At 70.1% G+C, this 15,440-nt stretch carries 12 protein-coding genes, 1 tRNA gene and 1 pseudogene; 9 read left to right on the top strand and 5 right to left on the bottom strand.

What is annotated here, in order from left to right:
- The first annotated feature begins 27 nt into the window (after positions 1-27).
- The 3 genes and pseudogenes from purL to AB0M26_RS22250 all read left to right on the top strand — a co-directional run.
- Positions 28-2,277, top strand: a complete 2,250-nt coding sequence (purL, locus tag AB0M26_RS22260; protein ID WP_365263561.1) for a phosphoribosylformylglycinamidine synthase subunit PurL — start codon at positions 28-30, stop codon at positions 2,275-2,277.
- Between the two features lie 170 nt (positions 2,278-2,447).
- The gene (locus AB0M26_RS22255) at positions 2,448-2,960 is read left to right on the top strand and encodes a helix-turn-helix domain-containing protein (RefSeq protein ID WP_365263560.1); all 513 of its coding nucleotides are present in this window, start codon (positions 2,448-2,450) and stop codon (positions 2,958-2,960) included.
- A 43-nt stretch (positions 2,961-3,003) separates the two neighbouring features.
- A pseudogene (locus AB0M26_RS22250) lies at positions 3,004-3,798 on the top strand (M23 family metallopeptidase); the annotation flags it as partial.
- Between the two features lie 348 nt (positions 3,799-4,146).
- Here AB0M26_RS22250 and AB0M26_RS22245 read toward each other — a convergent pair.
- Positions 4,147-4,542, bottom strand: a complete 396-nt coding sequence (locus tag AB0M26_RS22245) for a nuclear transport factor 2 family protein (RefSeq protein ID WP_365263559.1) — start codon at positions 4,540-4,542, stop codon at positions 4,147-4,149.
- Positions 4,543-4,658: 116 nt separating this feature from the next.
- Here AB0M26_RS22245 and AB0M26_RS22240 point away from each other — a divergent pair, with 116 nt between their 5' ends.
- From AB0M26_RS22240 to purM, 4 genes are all read left to right on the top strand, one after another.
- Positions 4,659-5,456, top strand: coding sequence for a sterol carrier family protein (locus AB0M26_RS22240; protein ID WP_365263558.1), 798 nt, complete (start codon positions 4,659-4,661; stop codon positions 5,454-5,456).
- Positions 5,457-6,029: 573 nt separating this feature from the next.
- Positions 6,030-7,775, top strand: coding sequence for a hypothetical protein (locus AB0M26_RS22235; protein ID WP_365263557.1), 1,746 nt, complete (start codon positions 6,030-6,032; stop codon positions 7,773-7,775).
- Positions 7,776-8,208: 433 nt separating this feature from the next.
- Positions 8,209-9,768, top strand: a complete 1,560-nt coding sequence (gene purF / locus AB0M26_RS22230; protein ID WP_365263556.1) for an amidophosphoribosyltransferase — start codon at positions 8,209-8,211, stop codon at positions 9,766-9,768.
- Between the two features lie 36 nt (positions 9,769-9,804).
- Positions 9,805-10,878, top strand: a complete 1,074-nt coding sequence (gene purM / locus AB0M26_RS22225) for a phosphoribosylformylglycinamidine cyclo-ligase (RefSeq protein WP_365263555.1) — start codon at positions 9,805-9,807, stop codon at positions 10,876-10,878.
- 116 nt (positions 10,879-10,994) lie between these two features.
- On the opposite strand, the gene AB0M26_RS22220 is transcribed toward purM, so the two are convergent.
- Together AB0M26_RS22220 and AB0M26_RS22215 are read right to left on the bottom strand one after the other, a co-directional pair.
- The gene (locus tag AB0M26_RS22220) at positions 10,995-11,252 is read right to left on the bottom strand and encodes a DUF3073 domain-containing protein (protein ID WP_365263554.1); all 258 of its coding nucleotides are present in this window, start codon (positions 11,250-11,252) and stop codon (positions 10,995-10,997) included.
- 309 nt (positions 11,253-11,561) lie between these two features.
- A complete protein-coding gene (locus tag AB0M26_RS22215; protein WP_365263553.1) occupies positions 11,562-12,668 on the bottom strand; it encodes a Glu/Leu/Phe/Val dehydrogenase dimerization domain-containing protein in 1,107 nt (368 codons plus the stop codon).
- Between the two features lie 191 nt (positions 12,669-12,859).
- Here AB0M26_RS22215 and AB0M26_RS22210 point away from each other — a divergent pair, with 191 nt between their 5' ends.
- Both AB0M26_RS22210 and bldC read left to right on the top strand, forming a co-directional pair.
- The gene (locus AB0M26_RS22210) at positions 12,860-13,696 is read left to right on the top strand and encodes a hypothetical protein (protein ID WP_365263552.1); all 837 of its coding nucleotides are present in this window, start codon (positions 12,860-12,862) and stop codon (positions 13,694-13,696) included.
- A 467-nt stretch (positions 13,697-14,163) separates the two neighbouring features.
- Positions 14,164-14,370, top strand: coding sequence for a developmental transcriptional regulator BldC (gene bldC, locus AB0M26_RS22205; protein ID WP_003949541.1), 207 nt, complete (start codon positions 14,164-14,166; stop codon positions 14,368-14,370).
- 379 nt (positions 14,371-14,749) lie between these two features.
- Here the strand turns inward: bldC and AB0M26_RS22200 are convergent, their stop codons facing one another.
- Positions 14,750-15,007, bottom strand: coding sequence for a DUF6274 family protein (locus AB0M26_RS22200; RefSeq protein ID WP_365263551.1), 258 nt, complete (start codon positions 15,005-15,007; stop codon positions 14,750-14,752).
- Between the two features lie 116 nt (positions 15,008-15,123).
- Positions 15,124-15,198 (bottom strand) — tRNA-Asp (locus AB0M26_RS22195).
- Positions 15,199-15,440: the final 242 nt, after the last annotated feature.

The following is a 15,440-nucleotide window of genomic DNA, read 5'->3' as shown; positions in this document are numbered from 1 at the left end:
CCACCACGCGCGAAGGAGCGACCGAGCGTGACCCTCGACACAGTCAAGCACGCCGCCGAGACGCCCGATGTCGATCAGCCGTGGGCCGAACTCGGCCTGAAGAAGGACGAGTACGAGCGCATCCACGCCATCCTCGGCCGCCGCCCGACCGGCGCCGAGCTGGCCATGTACTCGGTCATGTGGTCCGAGCACTGCTCGTACAAGTCGAGCAAGGTCCACCTGAAGCAGTTCGGCGAGAAGGCCCCCGAGAGCGACGCGCTGCTCGTGGGCATCGGTGAGAACGCGGGCGTCGTCGACGTCGGCCAGGGCTATGCCGTCACCTTCAAGGTCGAGTCTCACAACCACCCCTCGTACATCGAGCCGTATCAGGGGGCGGCCACGGGCGTGGGCGGCATCGTCCGCGACATCCTCGCCATGGGCGCGCGGCCGGTCGCGGTCATGGACCCGCTGCGCTTCGGCGCCGCCGACCACCCCGACACCCGACGAGTCCTGCCCGGTGTGGTCGCGGGCATCGGCGGCTACGGCAACTGCCTGGGGCTTCCCAATATCGGCGGTGAGGTCGTCTTCGACTCCTGCTACCAGGGAAACCCGCTGGTCAACGCCCTGTGCGTGGGCGTGATGAAGCACGAGGACATCCACCTCGCCAAGGCTGCGGGCGCGGGCAACAAGGTGATCCTCTACGGCGCACGGACCGGAGGCGACGGCATCGGCGGCGTGTCCGTCCTGGCGTCCGAGACCTTCGAGTCCACCGGACCGGCCAAGCGCCCCGCCGTCCAGGTCGGCGACCCGTTCCAGGAGAAGCTGCTCATCGAGTGCACCCTGGAGATCTTCAAGGAGGACCTGGTCACCGGCATCCAGGATCTCGGCGGCGCCGGTCTGTCCTGCGCGACCTCCGAGCTGGCCTCCGCAGGCTCCGGCGGTATGCGCGTGGAGCTGGACACTGTTCCGCTGCGCGACGCGACCCTCTCGCCCGAGGAGATCCTCATGAGCGAGTCGCAGGAGCGCATGTGCGCCATCGTCGAGCCCGGGAACGTCCGTCGCTTCCTCGAGATCTGCGAGAAGTGGGACGTCATCGCCACGGTGATCGGGGAGGTGACCGACGGGGACAGCCTGGAGATCTACTGGCACGGCGAGCAGATCGTCGACGTCCCGCCGCGCACCGTTGCCCATGAGGGTCCTGTCTACGAGCGCCCGTACGCCCGGCCGGCCTGGCAGGACGAGCTGCAGTCCGACGACGCGGCCCGGCTGCCGCGCCCGGCCACCGGTGAGGAGCTGCGCGAGCAGGTCCTGCGCCTCGTCGCGTCCCCGAACCAGGCGTCCAAGGCCTGGGTCACGGATCAGTACGACCGTTTCGTGCAGGGCAACACGGTCCTGGCGCAGCCGGAGGACTCCGGCATGGTCCGGATCGACGAGGACACCAATTTGGGTGTCGCCGTGGCGACGGACGCCAATGGCCGGTACACCAAGCTCGACCCGTACGAGGGCGCGCAGTTGGCGCTCGCCGAGGCGTACCGCAACGTCGCCGCGTCCGGCGCCCGGCCGCTCGCCGTCTCCGACTGCCTCAACTTCGGGTCCCCCGAGGACCCGGCAGTGATGTGGCAGTTCGCGGAGGCCACCCGCGGTCTCGCGGACGCCTGCCGGACGCTGGGCACCCCGGTGACGGGCGGCAATGTCTCGCTCTACAACCAGACCGGTGAGGCCGCCATCCACCCGACGCCGGTGGTGGCCGTGCTCGGCGTGATCGACGACGTAACGCGCCGCACGCCGATGGCGTTCGCCCACGAGGGCCACCTCCTCCACCTCCTCGGCGACACCCGGGAGGAGCTGGGCGGTTCGGCTTGGTCGCAGGTCGTCCACGACCACCTGGGCGGGTTGCCGCCGAAGGTGGACCTGGAGCGCGAGAGGCTGCTCGCCGAGATCCTCATCTCCGCCTCGCGCGACGGCATGATCGACGCCGCGCACGACCTCTCCGACGGCGGGCTCGTCCAGGCCCTGGTCGAATCGTGCGTCAAGGGTGGCAAGGGAGCCCGGATCGTGGTGCCGGACGGCATCGACCCGTTCGTCTTCCTCTTCTCGGAGTCGGCGGGGCGCGCGGTGGTGGCCGTGCCGCGCAGCGAGGAGCTGCGCTTCACGGACATGTGCGCGGCACGAGGGCTTCCGACCGCGCGGATCGGTGTGGTGGACGGCGATGTCCTGGACGTCCAGGGGCAGTTCGGCATTCCGCTGTCCGAGTTGGCCGAAGCGCACGAGGGGACGATTCCCGCGCTGCTGGCCTGATGGCGCCGGACGTCCTTGCGCTGCCCGGCCCCGAGGGGCTTGGTCGCCGGCTGCGTGCGACATGGGCTGCGGCCCCGCTCATCCCGGGAGGGAAGAGCGGGGCCGCAGTCGTTTTCCACAACCTTCCGGCCGGGTCTTGCGGCTTCTACGTAACTACGTAATATCGAGCCATGGGCCTGGAGAAGCGAGTCACAGCGTTGGAGCGGCGGCTCGCCGCTCTTGAGGAGTCGGGCCGCCACGGGGGCGGCCCGGCCCTCCCCAGCGGAGCCGACTTCTGGGCGCTGGAAGGGCTCAAGGCCCAGCTCTCGGATGCGGGGGAGCCGAACGGCGGTGTGCTCTTCACCGGCGTGGTCCACCTGCCGTCGGGCGAGCAGTACGAGTGGCAGTACGGCCGCACGACCGATGATCTGGTCGAGAGCGACTGGACGGACGCCGCTGAGGCGTTCGCCGCGCTCGGCCAGCCGGTCCGTCTGCGTCTGCTGCGGGAGATCCTCGGCGGCCGCCGTACCGCCGCCGAGCTGACCGAGCTCGACGGGGTCGGCACATCCGGCCAGATCTACCACCATCTGCGGCAGTTGACCGCCGCCGGCTGGTTGCACGCGGCGGTGCGCGGGCGGTACGAGATCCCGCCGACACGGGTGGTCCCGTTGCTGGTCGCCCTGGCCGCCACTGCCAAGTCCTGACCGCGGCCTTCGTGCACACACAACCCGACCGAGGAGGAAACCGATGTCCGTGTATCGCCCGGCGCTGCGAGCGCTGCGATGGCTCCGCCCTTGTCTCTTCGGCCTGTTCGGTGCGCTCGTCGTCGTCGACATCTTCGTACGGGTCCCGCCGGTCGCGCTCTTCGGCTCCCTGGCGCTCGGGCTGTCCACAGGGCTTGTGCGGTACGCGGCAGGGAGGGCCAGGCCGCCGGAGCCCTCGCCGCTGGAGGTCGCGCCGCCGGTCAGCGGCCGGTGGAGCGCGCTCAACAGCCCGGCCGACAAGGTCCCCAGCCACGGCGTCCGAAGCTATGGACAGGCGTATGCGATCGACATCGTGAGTGAACCCCAGGACGGATCGCGTCCGCGCTTCGGCTTCTGGCCGGTCGTCCGCCCGAGCCGCGATTTCCCGTCGTACGGACAGCCGGTGCTGGCTGTGGCCGACGCGACCGTCGTCCGCGTCCGCGCCGGTCGTCGCGACCAGTGCCTCAGCCGCAACTCGTGGCCCGCTCTGATCCCGTTCTTCGTCGAGGGATCATTCCGGGACCTGGCCGGGGCCGGCGGCCTCGTCGGGAACCACCTGATCCTCGACCTCGGGGGCGGCACCTACGCGCTCTACGCCCATCTGCGGCGCGGCTCGATATCGGTCCACGAGGGGGAGAGGGTGAGCGAGGGCCAGGAGATCGCTCGTGTCGGCAACAGCGGCAACTCGACCGAACCGCATCTGCACTTCCAGCTCATGGACGACGCCGACCCCTATGTGGCGAACGGAGTTCCGTTCCGGTGGAGGGGGATCGGGGTGCCGAAGAGCGACGAACCGTTCGCGACGGAGACGGACGCGGGGTCGGGCGTGGGTCTGTGCTCGGGCGTGGGCGTGCGTCCGGGCACGGGCGTGGGCGTGGGTCCGGGCACGGGCGTGGGCGTGGGCGTGGGTCCGGGCGCGGGCGTGGGCGTGCGCGTGGGCGTGGGTCCGGGCGCGGGCGTGGAGACGGCGACGGAGCCGGAGTCGGCGGAGTCGGCGGAGGACGCGGAGATCGTGCCGCGGCAGTGATAAGGGGCAGGCGTGGCGATACGGGGCGGGCGTGCAGGTGCGGGGTAAGGGGCGGGCGTGGCGCGACCCCGCCATCATCCAGGCGGCGGGGCCGGCGGGTGTGCGGACGAACTCCCGCCCTCAGCGCCAGAATTCGTTCTCGACGTCGATGTCCCCTACGCATTCGTCGAGGTCGCTGACCTTCCCGCCGACGATGGTGAAGAATATGCCGCCGGGCATCTCGACCCCGCGGTCCCCGCGGTCGGCGTACGTCTTGTGCACGGCCATCACATGCCCCCGGCCATCGGCGAACACGTCCTGCAGCTCCACGCGGTAGGTCCCGTTGGTCTCCTCGATGATGCGGCTGTAGAGCTGAAGGCAGGCCTCGCGGCCCTTGTGGTGGCCCGACAGGATGTGCTGGCCGGGCACGTGGTGGGTGGCATCCGAAGTCATGAGCCCGGCCAGGGTCTCCATGGCACCTTTGCCGAACGCTTCGTAGCCCTGGCGTACCACGGTGCAGTCGGGGTGTTCGGCCATAGTGATTCACGCCTTCCATCCTGATTTGTCCCCCCGCCGTTCCATCATCGGCCCGCGTCCGGAAGGCTGTCCACGGCAGTGACGGGCGACTTCGCTGCGTGGCTATGCTCGGCGGCATGCCTCCCGCCCAGCGCAGAACCCGTGCCCGTACCTACGACTCCGCGAAGATACGGGGCGCTGTCAGGGCGCAGCTCGCACACGTACGGGAAGCGGTGGCGGCACTCTCCGACGAACAGTGGCGGCTGCCCACGAGGCTCGGCGACTGGACCGTCCGCGACCTCGTCGTCCACATCGCGCTCGGCGCGGACTCCGTGTGCTCCTATCTCGAAAAGCCCCCGCCGCTCGCGCGTGAGGTCGCGGTGCTCGACTGGCCCTCCGCGACGGCCGCCGTCGCGCCCGCGGTCGACGAGCGGGCGCGGACCGTCGCCGCGTCCACCGAACCGCGGGAACTCCTGGACCGCGTCGCCGAGCGTCTGTCCCAAGCGCTGGCCTCCGCGCCCGCCGAACGCCTGCTGGCCGCCCGCCTCGGGGCGATGCGTCTCGACGACTTCCTGGTCACGCGGTGCGTTGAGCTTGCCGTCCACTCCGACGACCTGGCGGCGGCTCTGGGTGCGGCACTGCCCCTGGACCGCCAGGCCCTCGCCGCCGCGACGCGCGTACTCGCCGACACCCTGGCGGCAAAGGCGCCAGGCGGCTCGGTGGAGGTGCGGATCCCGCCCTTCGCCGTGGTGCAGTGCGTCGAGGGCCCGCGGCACACCCGTGGCACACCCCCGAACGTCGTCGAGACCGACCCGCTGACCTGGCTCCGTCTGGCCACGGGCCGTACGAGCTGGGCGGACGCGCTCGACGCAGCGGCGCTCACCGCCAGCGGCGAGCGCGCCGACCTGTCGGAGTTGCTGCCTCTGCTGGGGTAGGCGGGCTGAGGCGAGCTCTCGGCAGACGAAAAGGCCCAGGCCATCACCGGCACCGTGTTCACGCCCGGCCGCAGACCGTGCCCTGTCGCAGATCTACGCCAGGCCGCGGACCGGACTCGACGCAGAGCCACGCTCCCGAGCCGAAACCAAGCCGAACCGGGCGGCCCCGAACCCAACCGAGCCGCACTGAACCGGGTCGGGCGGTGCCGAGCCGTACCGCGCCGCAACCGGGCCAGGCGGTGCCGAGTACCGGCCGCAACCGGTCCCTGCCGAACCGGGCTGTCCCGCAACCGGGCCCTGCCGAGCCGGTCCCTGCCGAACCCGAACCGAACCGAGTCGCACTGAGCGCACTGAGCCGTACCGGGCCGTGATGCCGCAGGGGATGAGGGTCCGCGTCAGGTGCGGCGCCAGGGGCAGGAGGGACGCATCCGACCGGATCCGGTCTTCCGGATCCGGTCTCCCCTGCCATACGCAGGGACTTCGCCGTCAAAGACGGAACAGCTCCCGGAGCGAGGACCAGGGATAGCACTAATGTTCCTTCCTCGCCGCGCTGCGGGAGCAATAATCCCCGGCATGAGTTCGACCCAAGCGCCCCTGCCGGCAGAGTTCGATGCTGTCCGTCCGTGGACGACGCGGGAAGCGGAGAACTGGCGGGCGGCGGCCCCGCCGCGCTGGGCGAACCCGCTGGGCTCGGCCACCGCGTTCGCCCTGGCGGTCCTGGCCGCGATGGCGGTCGCAACCGTCGGCGCGGATCCCCCTTCGTCCGGCTCCGCCGACTGGACCGGTGTCGCGCAGACCGCGCTGGCCCTTGCCCAGATCTACTGGTTCCTGCGATTGCCCGAACTCTCGGTCGTCACCGCGCCGTTGCTCGGCGCGCTCGTCGCGTACGACGGGTTCGCCACCGAGGACGCGGCACGGACAGCCGGCCACGCACTGATCCTGCTCGCCCTCCTCCACGGCTGGGCGGTCGCCCTGGTCCGGCTGCGGCACCGCCGCCTCCAGCGGCTTGCCGCGCTGGCAGCGGCCGGCCCCGGCACCCGCCCGCTCCCGCAGCCGCTCCCTCGGCTGACCCGCGGCATCGTGCTGATTCCCACCGGCGTGGTGCTGTGCGCCGCCGGCGCGGCGGCGTTCCGGTACGCGGGGAACGGCGCGGCACCGTTCGACATGGTCGAGTTCAGCTCCTGGCAGCTCGTCGGCACCGCGATAGCCGCCTCCGGCGTCTCCGTGCTCACCTACGCAGTCTCCGCGCGCCGCAAGGCCTCCGGGCTGCGCCGCGGCCCTGTCCCCGTCCTGAAGGTGCGCATACAGGAGGACGTCGAAGCCGACACCTGGGTCTACGCCGCCGACGACCCCGAGGGGCGCGACCCCCTCTTCTCGTGCGTCGTCGCCCAGGAATCCGACGACGACGATGGCGACGAGGACGATGACGACGAGCTCTCGGCGGATGCGGAACACGCGGACGGCTCCGCGGAGCACGAGCCGTCCAGCCCGGAGGAAGCCGCCGCCCGCCTGCGCACCCTCACTCGCCCCCGTGAGGCCGTCCTGTTCGGTCTGCCCTGCGCCCGCGCGGAGGTCGCCCTGGTCTCCGCCACCACCGGGGGCGAGCTCATCACGGAGTACACCTTCCAGGCGGTACGCCCCGCCCGGTCCTCCCGACGTACGCCCGCGGCCCCGCTCGCCCGCGACGACGAAGCCCTCGACGCCCTCCTCGGCGGCAGCGTCGACACGACCCAACAACTCGAGGCCGTCGCCGCCACCCTCCGCACCGCCGCCCGCCTCGCCCCCCGCGAGGAGCCGGCCCACTGGGGGCCGCGTCTCGCCGACCGGGCGTTCGGGCTCCTCTCCCTCTTCTTCGTGATCGCCGTGCTCGGCAGTTACCTGAACGACCAGGACTTCCCCTGGTGGTACGCCCTGCTCGTCATCTTCCTCGGCTCCGTGCTCACGATGGCCGCGGGCATGCTGAACTGGCGCGCCACCGCCGACCGCGACGGGCTGTGGCTGACCGGAGCGTGGCGGGTCCACCATCTGTCGTGGGACCAGCTCGGCGTCGCCCGGTACGACAACGGTGAGCTGCGGGTGAACGCGCGCGGCGAAGGCGTCGTCTGGAGATTGCGCGTCGCGCCGTCCAGGTTCTGGCGCCGCCGCGAGAGCGAGGGCGACCCCGGCCGCCGTGCGGCCGACGAGGTCACGGCCATGCGCGTGCACCCGCAGCTGCGGCCCTCCCGGAGCAGCACACGCCGGGAGCGCGGATGGCCGGTGGCCCCGTTGATCGCCGTGCCGCTGCTGGTATGGGCGGCCTGGGCGCTGTACGTGATGTGAGCCGCCCGCGTACGACGCCCGGTCCACTCCGGGCCGTTCGCCCGGCCCCACCCCCTACGCCGCCTCGTCCACTCCCGACTGGTTGCCCGGCGCCACCCCCTACGCCGTCTCGTCCACTCCGGGCCGTCCGCCCCGCCCCACCCCGTACGAGTCTCGTCCAGTCCGGGCCGTCCGCCCGGCCCCATCCCGTACGACGACGGGCTTAAGGCGCCCTCGCCGCGCAGCGCGCCGCAAGTGTGACGCAGACGTCATTCGCCCACTGCAAGATCCCGGCCGTACCGCTCTCACCAGGCACGCAGCTCCTCGTCCTGCCCCGTACGGCGCGTCCGGCCACGCCTCCGGCCGCCGTTTCGCCCGCAGCGTCGCCGGATCCGACAGGGGCGGGACCGTACCCGGTTCGGGTTAGTCCCCGACCTGTCTTAGACTCGGTCGCGTGCCACGTGGTGACGGACGACTCAACCACGATCTTTTCCCCGGCGAGAAGGGCCCACAGGACGCCTGCGGTGTCTTCGGCGTCTGGGCTCCGGGGGAAGAGGTCGCCAAACTCACCTATTTCGGGCTGTATGCGCTGCAGCACCGCGGACAGGAGTCCGCGGGCATCGCGGTGAGCAACGGCTCCCAGATCCTCGTCTTCAAGGACATGGGCCTGGTGTCCCAGGTCTTCGACGAGACCTCCCTCGGTTCCCTCCAGGGCCACATCGCCGTGGGCCATGCCCGTTACTCGACCACCGGTGCCTCGGTGTGGGAGAACGCGCAGCCGACGTTCCGCGCCACCGCGCACGGTTCGATCGCCCTCGGCCACAACGGCAACCTGGTCAACACCGCGGAGCTGGCCGAGCTGGTCGCCGACCTCCCCAGCGCGGGCGGCCGCGCCACCCAGGTCGCCGCGACCAACGACACCGACCTGGTCACCGCACTCCTCGCGGGCCAGGTCGGCGAGGACGGCAAGCCGCTGACCGTGGAACAGGCGGCACCTCTGGTGCTGCCCAGAGTCAAGGGCGCCTTCTCCCTCGCCTTCATGGACGAGCACACGCTCTACGCCGCCCGCGACCCGCAGGGCATCCGCCCACTGGTCCTCGGCCGCCTCGAGCGCGGCTGGGTCGTGGCGAGCGAGACCGCCGCCCTCGACATCGTCGGCGCGAGCTTCATCCGCGAGGTCGAGCCCGGTGAGCTGATCGCCATCGACGAGGACGGGCTGCGCAGCACCACCTTCGCCGAGTCCCGCCCCAAGGGCTGCGTCTTCGAGTACGTCTATCTCGCCCGCCCCGACACCGACATCGCCGGGCGGAACGTTTATCTCTCCCGTGTCGAGATGGGTCGCCGTCTGGCCAAGGAATCCCCGGCCGAGGCCGACCTCGTCATAGCGACCCCGGAGTCCGGCACCCCGGCGGCCGTGGGCTACGCCGAGCAGAGCGGCATCCCGTACGGCTCGGGCCTGGTCAAGAACTCGTACGTGGGCCGGACGTTCATCCAGCCAAGCCAGACCATCCGGCAGCTCGGCATCCGCCTCAAGCTGAACCCCCTCAAGGAAGTCATCCGCGGCAAGCGCTTGGTGGTCGTCGACGACTCGATCGTCCGCGGCAACACCCAGCGCGCGCTGGTGCGGATGCTGCGCGAGGCCGGCGCCGCCGAGGTCCACATCCGGATCTCCTCCCCGCCGATCAAGTGGCCCTGTTTCTTCGGCATCGACTTCGCCACCCGCGCGGAGCTGATCGCCAACGGGCTGTCGGTGGAGGAGATCGGCAAGTCGCTCGGCGCGGACTCCCTCGCCTACATCTCCACCGACGGGATGATCGAGGCCACGACCATCGCCAAGCCGAATCTGTGCCGGGCCTGTTTCGACGGCGAGTACCCGATGGATCTGCCGGACCCGGAGCTGCTGGGCAAGCACCTGCTGGAGTCCGAGACGGCGGGGCAGGCCAAGGCCGACGTGGACGGTGTGCAGACCCTGACCGCCGGGGTCGGCGGCGCCGACGCGCTGCGCCGCCCGTAGACCGGCGTACCCAACGACACGAAAGAACCTCAAGGCATGTCCGAGTCCGGGACCACTGGTGCCAGTTACGCCGCCGCGGGCGTCGACATCGAGGCGGGCGACCGCGCCGTCGAGCTGATGAAGGACTGGGTGAGGAAGTCGACCCGTCCCGAGGTCGTCGGCGGTCTCGGCGGCTTCGCGGGCCTCTTCGACGCCTCCGCCCTCAAGCGCTACGAGCGCCCGCTGCTCGCCTCCGCCACCGACGGTGCCGGCACGAAGGTGGACGTGGCGCGGCAGATGGGCGTCTACGACTCCATCGGCCACGACCTCGTCGCGATGGTCATGGACGACATCGTGGTGTGCGGGGCCGAACCGCTGTTCATGACCGACTACATCTGCGTCGGCAAAGTCCACCCGGAGCGGGTGGCCCAGATCGTCAAGGGCATCGCGGAGGGGTGTGTGCTCGCGGGCTGTGCGCTCGTGGGCGGCGAGACCGCCGAACACCCGGGCCTTCTCGGCCCCGACGACTTCGACGTCGCGGGCGCGGGCACGGGCGTGGTCGAGGCCGACCGCGTGCTGGGCGCGGATCGTATCCGGACGGGGGACGCGGTGATCGCCATGGCGTCCTCCGGACTTCACTCGAACGGGTACTCGCTCGTCCGTCACGTCGTGTTCGACCGTGCCGGCTTGTCCCTGGACCGCGAGATCCCGGAGTTCGGACGCACCCTCGGCGAGGAGCTCCTCGAGCCCACCAAGATCTACTCTCTGGACTGCCTGGCCCTGACCCGTACGACCGAGGTGCACGCCTTCTCGCACATCACCGGCGGCGGGCTCGCCGGCAACCTGGCACGTGTCGTGCCCGACGGCCTGCACGCGAGCATCGACCGCTCCAGCTGGACCCCGGGCCCGGTCTTCGAGCTGGTCGGGCGTGCCGGTGACGTCGCCCGGTCCGAGCTGGAGAAGACGCTCAACATGGGCGTCGGCATGGTCGCGGTCGTGCCCCGGGATTCGGTGGACATCGCGCTGGCAACTCTCGCGGACCGCGGCGTCGACGCCTGGCTCGCGGGTGAGGTCACCGAGCGCGGTGACAGGTCCGAGGCAGTGGCCCTGACCGGTGACTACGCCGGCTGAGGGCACCCGCAAGGGCAGCACAGAACCCGGTCCGGGGGGTAGCCCCGGACCGGGTGAGTGGTCGTGCTGTGGTCGGGCTCGCTGTGCGCGCGATACGGCGTCTGCCGTGCGCGACGTCAAGCACGCCGACGGTATGCGGACTGCTCGGACGACTCGTCGTCGTCCTCGTCATCCTCATCGTTGTAGCGTTCCGCGTACTGTGCGTACGGGTCGTCGTCCAGCTCATCGTCCTCGAACGGCTCGCCATTCGGCGGCTGGCTCGAAGTCGATGCGCCCAGCTCCTCGGCCAGGCGTGAGAGATCCGTCCCACCGCTGTTGTACTTCAGCTGGCGGGCGACCTTCGTCTGCTTGGCCTTGGCCCGGCCGCGCCCCATGGCTCGACCCCCTCAACGACGGGGCTCGACGGCCCCAGAGTCTTGACACGCGTTCATGAGTCGGAGCGGGCTCTCCAGGGAGAGACCGGTCCGTAGGGCTTCAACGGTACCTGCTTCCGCGGCCGTACGGTACGTCGCCCGCAGGACGCGACACGCCGGACAACCCGCGAGGAGCCCCGTCCTCGCTGGTCAGCTCTGATTTTACCTTCTGCTCGGGACCGACCCGCCGACGGGTGGTGAGTCATGTCTCGTCACCCGTCGGCGGGCCGTTCGCGCCGTTTCTCCCTTCGGACCGCCTGGGTGTACCGATCAGGCCGTCCTGCGCGCGCGAGCCTCGGCCATGCGCTGCTCGGCCACGCGGTCTGCTGCGGCTGCGGGCGGAATGCCGTCGGCCTTGGCACGGTCGAATATGGCCAGCGTCGTGTCGAAGATCTTGGTCGCCTTGGCCTTGGCCCGGTCGAAGTCGAAGCCGTGCAGCTCGTCCGCCACCTGGATCACGCCACCGGAGTTCACGACGTAGTCGGGCGCGTACAGGATGCCGCGGTCGGCGATGTCCTTCTCGACGCCGGGGTGCGCGAGCTGGTTGTTGGCCGCGCCGCAGACGACCTTTGCGGTGAGGGCCGGGACGGTCGCGTCGTCGAGGGCCCCGCCGAGCGCGCACGGGGCGTAGATGTCCAGGCCTTCCGTACGGATCAGGGCGTCCGTGTCGGCCACCGCCGTCACCTGCGGGTGCTTGGTGCGCACCCGGTCCACCGAGTCCTGGCGCACATCCGTGATCACGACCTCGGCGCCGTCCTCCAGGAGGTGCTCGACGAGGTGGTGCCCGACCTTGCCCACGCCCGCGATGCCGATCCTGCGGCCGCGCAGCGTCGGGTCGCCCCACAGGTGCTGGGCGCTGGCCCGCATGCCCTGGAAGACACCGAAGGCGGTCAGCACGGAGGAGTCGCCGGCACCGCCGTTGGCCGGGGAGCGGCCGGTCGTCCACCGGCACTCACGGGAAACGACGTCCATGTCCGAGACGTATGTGCCGACGTCGCAGGCGGTGACGTAGCGGCCACCGAGCGAGGCAACGAACCGGCCGTAAGCGAGCAGCAGTCGCTCTGTCTTGATCACATCCGGGTCCCCAATGATCACGGCCTTGCCACCACCGTGGTCGAGACCGGCCAGGGCGTTCTTGTAGGACATGCCGCGCGCGAGGTTGAAGGCGTCCAGGACGGCCTCCTCCTCGGAGGCGTACGCGTGGAAGCGGGTGCCGCCGAGGGCCGGGCCCAGGGCAGTCGAGTGGATCGCGATCACGGCCTTCAGGCCGCTGTCGCGGTCCTGACAGAGGACGACCTGCTCATGGCCCCCCTGCTCGGATCGGAACAGGGTGGACAGCACGCCGAGATCGTCGGCGGTGTGACGTACGTCGGTCACGGTGGTGACTCCTGGAGACGCGAAGGAGACGCCCTCCTGGGGTGGGAGAGGGCCCGGTGGCCACAGCGTAGATCCTGCCGGGCCCTCGCGGCACCGAGGTGCCCTGGATCACCTCCGTGTGGCGTACACACGTGGGACGATCAATAGCGTCAGCGGGGGCAACTCCCGGCGGCGAGCGGAGGAGTGGGCGCGTGGGCGTGGCGTCTTCGGTGGTGGTCCCGTATGCGGCGTACCTGCGGGTCTACGAACCGCTGGCCGCGTTTCCCGAGCCCGAGCGGTCCCATTGGTATCGCTACGCCGAGCGCAAGGAGATCCCCACCGCGCAGGACGAACTCCGGCGCTCGCTCGCCGACTTGCTGCCCGTACCTCCGATTCCCGTGCCCGTGCACGAGAGCAGTGACGCCTTCGTCGCGGTGGTGGACGGGGTGACGTGCGTCTGCCCCTGGCGCACCCGGCTGCGCGGGTGGCTGGCCCTGGAGGAGTTGGCGGAGCAACTTCCCAAGCCCGTACTGGAGGCGGTTCTGCCGGCGGTGGTGCGGCGCCAGGCGGCGGCCGATTACGAACGGTGGCTGGAGCGCAACCCGGATGCGCGCCCGTGGATCCGTACGGCCACCTGGCATGTACCGGTCCTGTGGTTCGCGCTCTTCTCGTCCGGCGAGCGTGAGTATGTGAAGGACGCCACAGAGTCGTTGCTGCGCTACCGGACACCGATGGTGGAGGCGCGGCGGCGGGTGGCCCGAGCACTGCGCGTCCTGCGCGACTCCATGGACGAAGGACCGCTCATCGACGGTCTGGAAGGGGTCGGCCGGTGGCTCGAGGAATTCCATCCGCGGTCGCTGGTGGAGCTGGACTACGGCGGCTTGGTGCATGCTCTACCGGAAGGGCAGCTCGCCGAGGACCACTCGGCCGCGGACGTGGCCGAGGGACTGCAGGCGCTGCGCGAGGGCGACGGGGCCCGCGCCGGCCGGGCGTACGAGCGGCTGACGGACCGCTGGCGTGCGGTGCGGGAGCGGCAGTTCGCGAGCTGATGCGGACCGCGTTCCGCGTACCGGGAGCCTCGTTCCGGGTCCGGCCATTGCCACAAGCGTGACGGACAGCACTAAGACGGGTCTTGCCCTGATCCCATACCCTCGTGCCAAAATAGGACAAGGAGTCCGGAGGGCTCCCTTCGTCCAACTATGGGCGGAAGATTGGCATTGCACTCTGTTCCTGGGGTCTGACGAAGACCCCAGACTTGCTGTGACTGATCGTCACGGACGCGTGACTGTCCGTTATGGCATGGTCCATCGGCTTCCGTCGAGGTTGAACACCTGAGAGGGCAAATCCATCGGTTTGGCCGACGCGGCTGGACAGATGGTGTAGTTGTAGTGCCGAGGACAAGCCGTTCGTCCTATAACCGACTCGGCCTGCGTGCGCCATTTCGGGCAACGCGGGTCAAGGTGCAGAATTTAGAGGAAAGAACCGTGATGGTTCGGTTCTCCCGAGGAGGCCGCTCATGACCGCTCGCACCCCTGATGCCGAGCCGCTGCTGACCCCGGCTGAGGTTGCCACCATGTTCCGTGTGGACCCGAAGACGGTCACGCGCTGGGCCAAGGCAGGCAAGCTCACGTCCATCCGCACGCTCGGAGGGCACCGCCGCTACCGCGAAGCGGAGGTGCGTGCGCTGCTCGCAGGCATTCCGCAGCAGCGCAGCGAGGCCTGAACAACTCCATAGCGGGGCGATGCAGGGTTCCCCCAAGCCCGTAATGCCCCAACAGCTCCATACGACGAGCGCCTGCCCCAACAGGCCCATCTCCTCGGCATCGAGGGTGCGTCGTCGATCGCGCTGGACTCCGCCGGGTCCAGCGCGATCTTTTTGTGTCCGCCGCGGGGGGTGGCCGGATGTGCCCCTTACGCGCTTCGGTGACTCGCGGGTAGGCTTTCCCAGCAAGTGCAATTGCACATATTAAATTGATGGGCGGGAAGGGGGGTCGAGTTCCGCAAGTTTAGAAACTTCTTTGGTGACTCCCATCACATGAGCATCCGCTTGTCCCGTTGCCTTGGGGTGCGGTAGAGAGCCTCGCGAGCCAGCGGTCCCAGGGTCAATGGGCCGAAGGGCCCTCGTCCTCATGGAGGTTCCGCTCCTGGACCCGGGAGTGCTCGCGCCCCTCTTCACAGGGGTTCTCGGCTGCCTCCGGGGTATTCCGGTTCGCTGCCGTCTCGGCTGCCGTGGGCTCCATCGCAAGACGCTGCAACTGGTGGCATATCGGGCAATGGCGAGTGAGGTGTCGATAGCCGGTCGCAGCCGACAGATGAGCTCGCAACAGGGCCCTGGTCTCATGCTTCGCAGTCGGCATCATGCGCGCATACCTCCCGTACCCCGCATCCCCTGTTGTCTGGGGTACCTCTGGTACGCGCCCGAGTCAAGACACGCACAAGGCCCGGATCCAGAGGATCCGGGCCTTGTGCGTCGAAGCGGTCCTGACGGGATTTGAACCCGCGGCCTCCACCTTGACAGGGTGGCGAGCACTCCAAACTGCTCCACAGGACCAGGTTTTCGCGGCTGAACCGGTGCCTCGCCGCGAGAAGAAACTCTACAGCAGTTCAGGAGGGCGGTCGAACCCACTCCTGGCGACGCGGGAGCCACCGTGCCGCAGTCCCGCCACGGGGTCATCGCGCCAGGACCAGCGGCGCTACCCCTAGGGCCTGTGTGATGTTGTGATCAGCCAGTCGCCTTCAGGAGGTCGTTGATCCAGATCATGGAGGCACGGAGGTGGAGGCCGGCGAGGTAGC

Source organism: Streptomyces sp. NPDC051776 (genome assembly GCF_040681345.1).
Lineage (GTDB): Bacteria > Actinomycetota > Actinomycetes > Streptomycetales > Streptomycetaceae > Streptomyces.
The sequence above is the reverse complement of the archived record's forward strand: the minus strand, read 5'-3'. Positions and strand labels throughout refer to the sequence as shown.